The organism is Clostridium ganghwense (genome assembly GCF_026735165.1).
GTDB classification, from domain to species: domain Bacteria; phylum Bacillota; class Clostridia; order Clostridiales; family Clostridiaceae; genus Clostridium_H; species Clostridium_H ganghwense.
Genome location: NZ_JAPQES010000015.1, coordinates 1 through 7,674 on the forward strand (window position 1 = coordinate 1; position 7,674 = coordinate 7,674).

5 protein-coding genes, 3 tRNA genes and 1 rRNA gene are annotated in these 7,674 nt (G+C 29.3%); 2 read left to right on the top strand and 7 right to left on the bottom strand.

Annotation, left to right across the window (positions count from 1 at the left end):
• Nucleotides 1-321: 321 nt before the first annotated feature.
• Genes OXH55_RS19705 through OXH55_RS19715 form a run of 3 tightly spaced genes read right to left on the bottom strand, consistent with a single transcriptional unit; the run spans nucleotide 322 to nucleotide 4,341 of the window.
• Nucleotides 322-1,002, bottom strand: a complete 681-nt coding sequence (locus tag OXH55_RS19705; RefSeq protein WP_268051866.1) for a fructose-6-phosphate aldolase — start codon at nucleotides 1,000-1,002, stop codon at nucleotides 322-324.
• A 14-nt stretch (nucleotides 1,003-1,016) separates the two neighbouring features.
• Nucleotides 1,017-3,425, bottom strand: coding sequence for a glycyl radical protein (locus tag OXH55_RS19710; RefSeq protein ID WP_268051867.1), 2,409 nt, complete (start codon nucleotides 3,423-3,425; stop codon nucleotides 1,017-1,019).
• A 13-nt stretch (nucleotides 3,426-3,438) separates the two neighbouring features.
• Nucleotides 3,439-4,341: a glycyl-radical enzyme activating protein gene (locus tag OXH55_RS19715; protein ID WP_268051868.1), complete on the bottom strand. Its 903-nt coding sequence runs from the start codon at nucleotides 4,339-4,341 to the stop codon at nucleotides 3,439-3,441.
• A gap of 246 nt (nucleotides 4,342-4,587) precedes the next feature.
• Between OXH55_RS19715 and OXH55_RS19720 the strand changes: the two genes are divergently transcribed.
• Together OXH55_RS19720 and OXH55_RS19725 are read left to right on the top strand one after the other, a co-directional pair.
• The gene (locus OXH55_RS19720) at nucleotides 4,588-5,349 is read left to right on the top strand and encodes a DeoR/GlpR family DNA-binding transcription regulator (RefSeq protein WP_268051869.1); all 762 of its coding nucleotides are present in this window, start codon (nucleotides 4,588-4,590) and stop codon (nucleotides 5,347-5,349) included.
• 219 nt (nucleotides 5,350-5,568) lie between these two features.
• Nucleotides 5,569-7,170 (top strand): PAS domain-containing sensor histidine kinase, encoded by a 1,602-nt coding sequence (locus tag OXH55_RS19725; RefSeq protein WP_268051870.1) that lies wholly within the window; start codon nucleotides 5,569-5,571, stop codon nucleotides 7,168-7,170.
• A gap of 87 nt (nucleotides 7,171-7,257) precedes the next feature.
• On the opposite strand, the gene OXH55_RS19730 is transcribed toward OXH55_RS19725, so the two are convergent.
• The 4 genes from OXH55_RS19730 to OXH55_RS19745 all read right to left on the bottom strand — a co-directional run bounded on the left by OXH55_RS19730 (nucleotide 7,258) and on the right by OXH55_RS19745 (nucleotide 7,626).
• Nucleotides 7,258-7,333 (bottom strand) — tRNA-Ala (locus tag OXH55_RS19730).
• 3 nt (nucleotides 7,334-7,336) lie between these two features.
• A tRNA-Ile gene (locus tag OXH55_RS19735) sits at nucleotides 7,337-7,413 on the bottom strand.
• 7 nt (nucleotides 7,414-7,420) lie between these two features.
• Nucleotides 7,421-7,537: ribosomal RNA gene (rrf, locus tag OXH55_RS19740) — 5S ribosomal RNA — on the bottom strand.
• Nucleotides 7,538-7,551: 14 nt separating this feature from the next.
• Nucleotides 7,552-7,626, bottom strand: a tRNA-Asn gene (locus tag OXH55_RS19745).
• Nucleotides 7,627-7,674 lie beyond the last annotated feature (48 nt).

Here is a 7,674-nt window from a genome sequence, read left to right on the forward strand (position 1 = left end):
AGTATATCACCTGAACTTTTTCTTGTCAACAACTTTTTTTGAATCTTTTGAATTTTCTCAAACCCTTAAATTCATACTTTGTTGTTTCCTCATCGCCACTCTCGCGACGACAAGGAATATCTTATCACAAATTTTAATTTAATTATATAAAACATGCTGTATATAATTAAATTAAATTCAATTTCTTATGTTTTCCTTTATTTTTCTTAATTAATTTTATCTTGATACACGTGGAAAAGTATATGATTAATATACTAAAAAGACTGTAAAAGCTTATGTTGATACCCCTTTTACAGTCTTAATTTTAGCAATATTTATTTATTATTTTATATCTGTTATTAATTTACCTTCTCCATAAATACTTTCCCAATCTTTAATAAACTGATCTATACTCCAATCTGTTAATGGATGTTCTAACATTTTATCCATTATTTCTGGATTTACTGTAACTGAATGTGCACCAATTTTTGAAACTTCATGTACTTGTTGAACATTCTTAAATGAAGCTGCCAATACTTTTGTATCTAAGTTGTATATATTAATTTGATTTGTAATAATTTTTACAACTTCTACTCCATTTCCACTTATATTATCTATTCTATTTACATAAGGAGCTACAAAATCTGCACCAGCAATTGAAGCCATTAATGCCTGCTGTGCTGTAAAAATAGCAGTAGCAGTTATTTTAATTCCTTCTTTCTTTAAGATTTTTATTGCTTTAATCCCCTCAGGAGTTACAGGAATCTTGATATAAAGACTTCCTTCTACTTTTTCTTTTAAATATACAGCTTCTTTTACCATCTCATCGGCAGTTTTTCCTAGTACTTGTGCATGTAGCATTGAATCTTCACCGATAATGCTTCTAATATCCTTTAATATACTTATAAATCCGTTGTTTTCTTTTGAAATAATTGTTGGATTAGTAGTTACACCACTTAAAGGGTATAAATCATATGCTTTTTTTATAGCTTCTAAATTAGCTGTATCTAACATGTATATCATAGTTTTTGTCCTCCTTAAAATTTCTGTTCCGTTCTTGAAATTATATCTTCCTGAGTTGTTGAATCTAATGTAACAAATTGTGCACAATACCCTGCAACTCTAACAATTATATCTCGGTATTTTTCAGGATCTTTCTGCGCTTCTCTTAATGTTTCAGTTGAAATAATGTTAAACTGAACATGCCATCCTTTTACTGCAATAAAGGATTTAATTAATGCTACAAATTTTTCGAATCCAATTTCATCTTTTACTAATTCAGGTGAGAATTTTTTATTAAGCAGCTGTCCACCTGTCATTAAAATAGTAGGTAGTTTAGTAATGGTTTTTAATACAGAAGTAGGTCCATTTGTATCTGTTCCTTGTACTGGAGAAGCCCCTTCGGCTGCCGGTGTCCAAGCTTTCCTTCCATCTGGAGTTGCTCCTGTTACACACCCCATTGGTACATTAGATGAAATTCCAGATGTAGATAATCCATAATTACCACCAATAGGTCCTCTACCATATCTTGTATTTTTATATTTTTTTATTTCCTTAATATAAGTGTCATAAACTTCTTTTGCAACATTATCTACATAATCAATATCATTTCCATACTTAGGAGCATTGTTTAATATTTTTCTTATTTTTTCTCCTTTTATCCCTGCAAAATTAGTCTTTAAAGCATTCATTACATCTTCAGTAGTTAAAAGTCTATCTTCATATATTGATTTTTTCATGGCAGCAAAAGAATTTGCGGCATTTGCAAGTCCAACTTGTAATCCAGCAACTATATCATAAACAGCTCCACCTTCTTTGACTGTCTTGCCTCTTTTAATACAATTATCAACTAATGAAGAACAGAAAATGTCTGGGTATTCCTCAAGATTTGTATCTGCAAGCTTGTCTAAAGCAACTGATAGTTTAGTGTAATAAGCAATATTTTTCTCCCATGCCTTCCATAACTCTTCGTATGTGTTAAAATCTAACAAATTACCATTTCTAGTTAATAATGTGTATCCTGTACGTTCATCATAACCATCATTTAAAGTTAACTCAACAGCCTTTAACATATTTAAGAAGGTCATTCCTGTACAGCGGTACCCCCATTTACCAGGAACAGCTACTTCCACGCAACCTACCATAGTGTAGTTATAAGCATCTTTGTATTCTACTCCCTTATTTAATAAAGCAGGGATTATTATTTCATCAGTGTGAAGAGCAGGCATTCCAAACCCGGTTGCAATAATTTTTGCACACTCTCTTATAAATCTTTCAGGACTATTTAAATTAAGTCTTGCAGAAAGATTTGGTTGAGTTAATTTTGTTTCTCCAACGCTTTCTAAAATTAAATAACTTAATTCATTGGTTGCATCAGAATTATCTATATTTAATCCACCTATAGTTACATTTTGATATGTTGGATATCCAGCACCATATCCTGAGTGAGATGTAGGTCTAATTTTTAATATAGAAAATAACTTTATCCATAAACATTGAAGTAATTCTTTTGCAAATTCTCTATTTATAATTTTATTGTTTATATCCTTCTTATAATACTTATGCAAGTATTGGTCTACTCTTCCCAAAGAAGCTGAATGTCCATTACTTTCAATTTGAATAACTAAATGTATAAACCAAATCATTTGAACTGCTTCATAGAAATTTCTTGGACTTTCTGCTGGAACTCTAGTACACATTTCTGATATTTTTAATAGTTCTTCTTTTCTTTTTTCATTATTCTCTTTTTGTGCTAATTCCTTAGCTAATTGTGCATACCTTTCAGCAAATTCTATAACACTATTGTTTATAATGATAATGGATTGCAAAAATGCCCTCTTTCTTAATCCATCATTTTCACCAATATCTATCTTTTCTAATTCTTCCTCTGCTTCTTTTATTATCCCATTTAATCCAAGCTTTAATGCTTTCTCAAAGTCTGGTACTATATGTCCATCTCCAGAAGTCATATTTCCTTCTCCATGAATTATTTTAACTTCTGTAGCTTTCTTTATTTCCTCTGGCATCATTGCATAGCATTTTGATCTAAGGGTTTTGCCTTTCCAGTACTGAACTATTTCTAAAAGCTCCTGTATATGTTCCTCTGGAAGATAAAAGTTATCCCCTTCTCTCTTGTTAAAATTTTCTTTCTCTTTTAATTCATTTTCAATCCATTCCACTGCATATTCAGGGAAGACTGGAGCTGTTCTCTCCTCACATGCCTGGTTTCCAACAATTAATTCACCATTTTTGATATAAATGGACATATTTTTTAAAGTTTTCTCAACAGCTCTTGCTCTTTTTATATATATTGGCTGCGCTTCATTTTCTTTATAAGCTTCTGTTACATATCTTGCTCTTTCAATACATACTCTAGGAGTTTGAGATAAAACAGATTCTCTTAATCTTTTTACTCTTTCACTTTTAATTTCAAAATTCTTTAACATTGTTTTTCCCCCTTTATCCACCAATTACACATTTTATACTATAACTTTCAATTAATTTTTTTAATTTATTTACATGGATTTCTTCAGGACTTTGAATATTCTCCAGTGCATATTTTTTTTGAAGCTGTTTGTATTTTTCTTTTCCCAATGAGTGATATGGTAGTAAATGCACCTCCTTTATTCCGTATTGTTCTGCTATTTTAACTGTATTTTCTATATTTTCTATGCTGTCATTCAAACCTGTTATAAGAGGCACTCTTATGATTATGTTTCTGTGTATTTTAGATAGCTTATTTAGATTGTCCAATATTGTTTTGTTTTCAACCCCTGTTAACTTTTTATGAGTATCATTATTTGTATGTTTTATATCAAACATAATCAAATCTGCATATACACTTATACTTTTCAGTGTTTCATAGTTTCCAAATCCACTGGTTTCAATCGCAGTATTAATATAATTTTTCTTACATTCTTTTAATAATGCTACAGTAAAATCTCCATGTATTAAAACTTCTCCACCAGAAATTGTAATTCCCCCCTGGGATTGTTGATAAAACACCATATCTTTATTTACTTCTTGAAATACTTCTTGAACAGACATAAACTTACCAACTAAATTTAATGCGCCCATAGGGCACTCTTTAGTACAAGCTCCACAAGAAGTACATTTTTCTCTATCTATAGATATCCTGTCTTCTTTAACTCTCAAGGCCTTTTCTTTACATGCATCTACGCATCTTTCACACATAATGCACTTTTTTGAGTTGTAATAAATTTCATTTTGTTTTCTCTGTGTTTCAGGATTGCTGCACCATAAGCATTTTAGAGGACATCCCTTTAGAAACACTACAGTTCTAATCCCAGGTCCATCATGAACAGCATATCTTTCAATTTCACAAATAGTTGTTTTTATCATTTTTATCACCTTTTATATAAAAATCTATTTTTCATTTCTTATCATTCATATTCATTTGTTATCGTTTGTTATCATTTATCTTCATTTTAATTTCTTTTTGTTTCAAAGTCAAGCATAATTATATAAATAAATTCTAGTAAAAATTAGCTTTATTATTGATAGTTATTGGACTATAATATAAAATAAACAGATTATTATTTTTGATTTTTTATTATCAATTATTATTATTTTAAAGGTGATGAATTAATGTTTGCAGAAGAAAGGTTAGAACAAATTTTAGATTTATTAAGAGAAAATGGAAAAGTTTTGGTTAAAGATTTAAGTATAAAGTTTAACGTATCTGAACCCATGATTAGAAAAGATTTGCAAAGACTAGAAAAAGAGGGAAAAATAAAAAGAACTTATGGTGGTGCAATTTTAGAGAGAAATTTAGCTCATAATACAAGCATTTCTAGCAGAATGATAAAAAACCTAGATTTGAAGAAAAAAATAGCCCAAAAAGCATTTGAATTTATAGAAGAAAATGATATGATATTTCTTGATATTTCAAGCATTAATTTTCTACTAGCTGAAATGATTGCTAAAAGCAATAAACGTTTGACTATTTTAACTAATATGGTTGAAATAACCACTCATTTCAAAAATAATTTAAATACAGATATTATATGTATAGGAGGAACCTACAGTAAGAAACTTGGAGGAGTAATTGGTTCAGCAGCTATTGAAAACATTTCTAAATATAGAGTAGATAAGGCCTTTATTGGAAGTTGTGGCGTCAACCTCTTGGATAATACCGTAAGTAATTTTGATATGGAAGAAGGAAACACAAAAAAAGCGATAATGAATTCAGGGAAAAATATATATCTAGTAATGGAAAATGAAAAGTTTTACTTTGATGGTGCTTATAAATTTGCACATCTAAAAGATATAGATGCCATTGTTACAGAACAAACTCCTAATTCTAAAATTTGTGAAGTATTAGAAAAAAATAGAATTGATTTAATTTAAATTCTTTTAAGTATAAGAGCACTGATTTTGTATGTAAAAAAACTTCACATCAATATAACTCAAAGCATTTGTTTTGGGTTTCTTTTCTTATTTATATCCCTATTGAATATTATAAGTTTTAAAATATATAATTCCAGTTTTTTCGACATATTTAACATTTATAACAATGTATAATATTGTTAATATGAAATATATATAAATCTCAAGGGGCTGTATAATATGCAAACAATATATAAATCAAAATTAGAAGAATATAAATTAATGTTAGATGACCTAGATATTCAATTATGGACTTTACATGATGTGGAAACCTATGGATTTGTTAATAAAGCTCATGCAAATTTTTTAGGTAAACATAAAAAAGACATAGAAAATAAAAAATTGCGTAACGTATTATTTGATATAGAAGCTTATATATGCATAGAGAGTACTATGAAAGTTTGGCAAGAAAAAAAACAAATTATCACTAAAGAATGGATTACAAACAATAAAGGAGAAGCTTGTTTATTACACATTACAAAGACTCCTATACTTGATAAAAAAAATAATATTAAATATATTCTTTGCAAAGCTTATGATATTACTAAAGATGAAGATAGAAAAAATAAATTTAAGATTAGTCAAAAGCAATATAGCTCAATTGTAGAAAATCATCATGATATGATTTGTAGGTTTTTGCCAAATGGAAAATTAACTTTTGTTAATAGAGCTTATTGTTATCACTTTAATAAAACACATGATGAATTAGTTGGAACTACTTTTCTATCATTGGTTCCAGAAGAAGATCATGAAAACATAAAAAAATACTTAAATTCTTTTAGTATTGAAAATACTATTAAAACTTATGAGCATTGTTCAATAAATTCAATTGGGCAAGTTTCTTGGCAGAGATGGACTGATGAAGCATTTTTTGATGTTAATGGTCAAATTATCGAATTTCAATCTGTAGGTATTGATATTACTGAGCTAAAAAAAGCTAAAAACTCTTTACAAGAAAATCAAAAAAAATTAGATAGAATAATGGAATATGATAAATTAAAAACAGAATTCTTTGCAAATATTTCACATGAACTTAGAACCCCATTGAATCTAATTCTTAGTACACTACAGTTGATAGCTTATCAAGAAAAAAACAACATCCTAGAATTAAAGTATAGTAGAAAATATCAAAATATTGTTAAACAAAATTGTTATAGGCTTCTAAGATTAATCAATAATTTGATAGATATTACTAAAATAGATTCAGGATATTTTGATATACATTTAAAAAACTATAATATTGTAAATATTGTTGAAAATATAACTTTATCTGTTGCAGAATATATAGAAAATAAAAATATACATCTTTTATTTGATACAGATGTAGAAGAGAAAATTATGGCCTGTGATCCCAATCAAATTGAAAGGATTATCTTAAACTTATTATCAAACGCTGTAAAATTTACAGAACCAGGTGGAAATATAATTGTAAACATGTATGATAAAGGTGAAAACATAATTATAGCAGTAAAAGATACAGGAATAGGAATTCCAAAAGATAAACTAGAAATAATTTTTCACCGTTTCACCCAAATAGACAAGTCCTTTACAAGAAATCATGAAGGAAGCGGTATAGGCTTATCTCTTACTGAATCTCTTGTTAAAATGCATGGTGGAAAAATTGCTGTTAAAAGTCAATATGGTAAAGGAAGTGAATTTATTATAGAACTTCCAGTTAAAATAATAGAGAGTGAGAACACTAAAGTAAAAAATGGTAATATAAAAAATGACTATGTAGAAAGTATAAATGTAGAGTTTTCAGACATATACTCAATAATTTAAATACTATTTAGAAAATACTCTATTCCAAATTTTTTATGGAATGTTTCAAAAAAATAAAAAAACAGTCTTATACAAGACTGTTTTCAATGGTGGAGATAAGGAGATTCGAACTCCTGACCCCCTGCGTGCAAGGCAGGTGCTCTCCCAGCTGAGCTATACCCCCATATGGTGGACCTTCAGGGACTCGAACCCCGGACCTACCGGTTATGAGCCGGTTGCTCTAACCAGCTGAGCTAAAGATCCATTTTTTACCCGGCGACGACCTACTCTTCCACACCGTCTCCAGTGCAGTACCATTGGCGCTTTGAAGCTTAACCTTCGTGTTCGGTATGGGAACGGGTGTTACCTTCAAGCCATAACCACCAGATTTAATTTTAAAAATGGCTCCGCGAAAAGGATTCGAACCTTCAACCTATCGGTTAACAGCCGAGTGCTCCACCGTTGAGCTATCGCGGAATATTTGAGATTTTGTTCTCTCAAAATTGCACAGTGAATTTAATTATT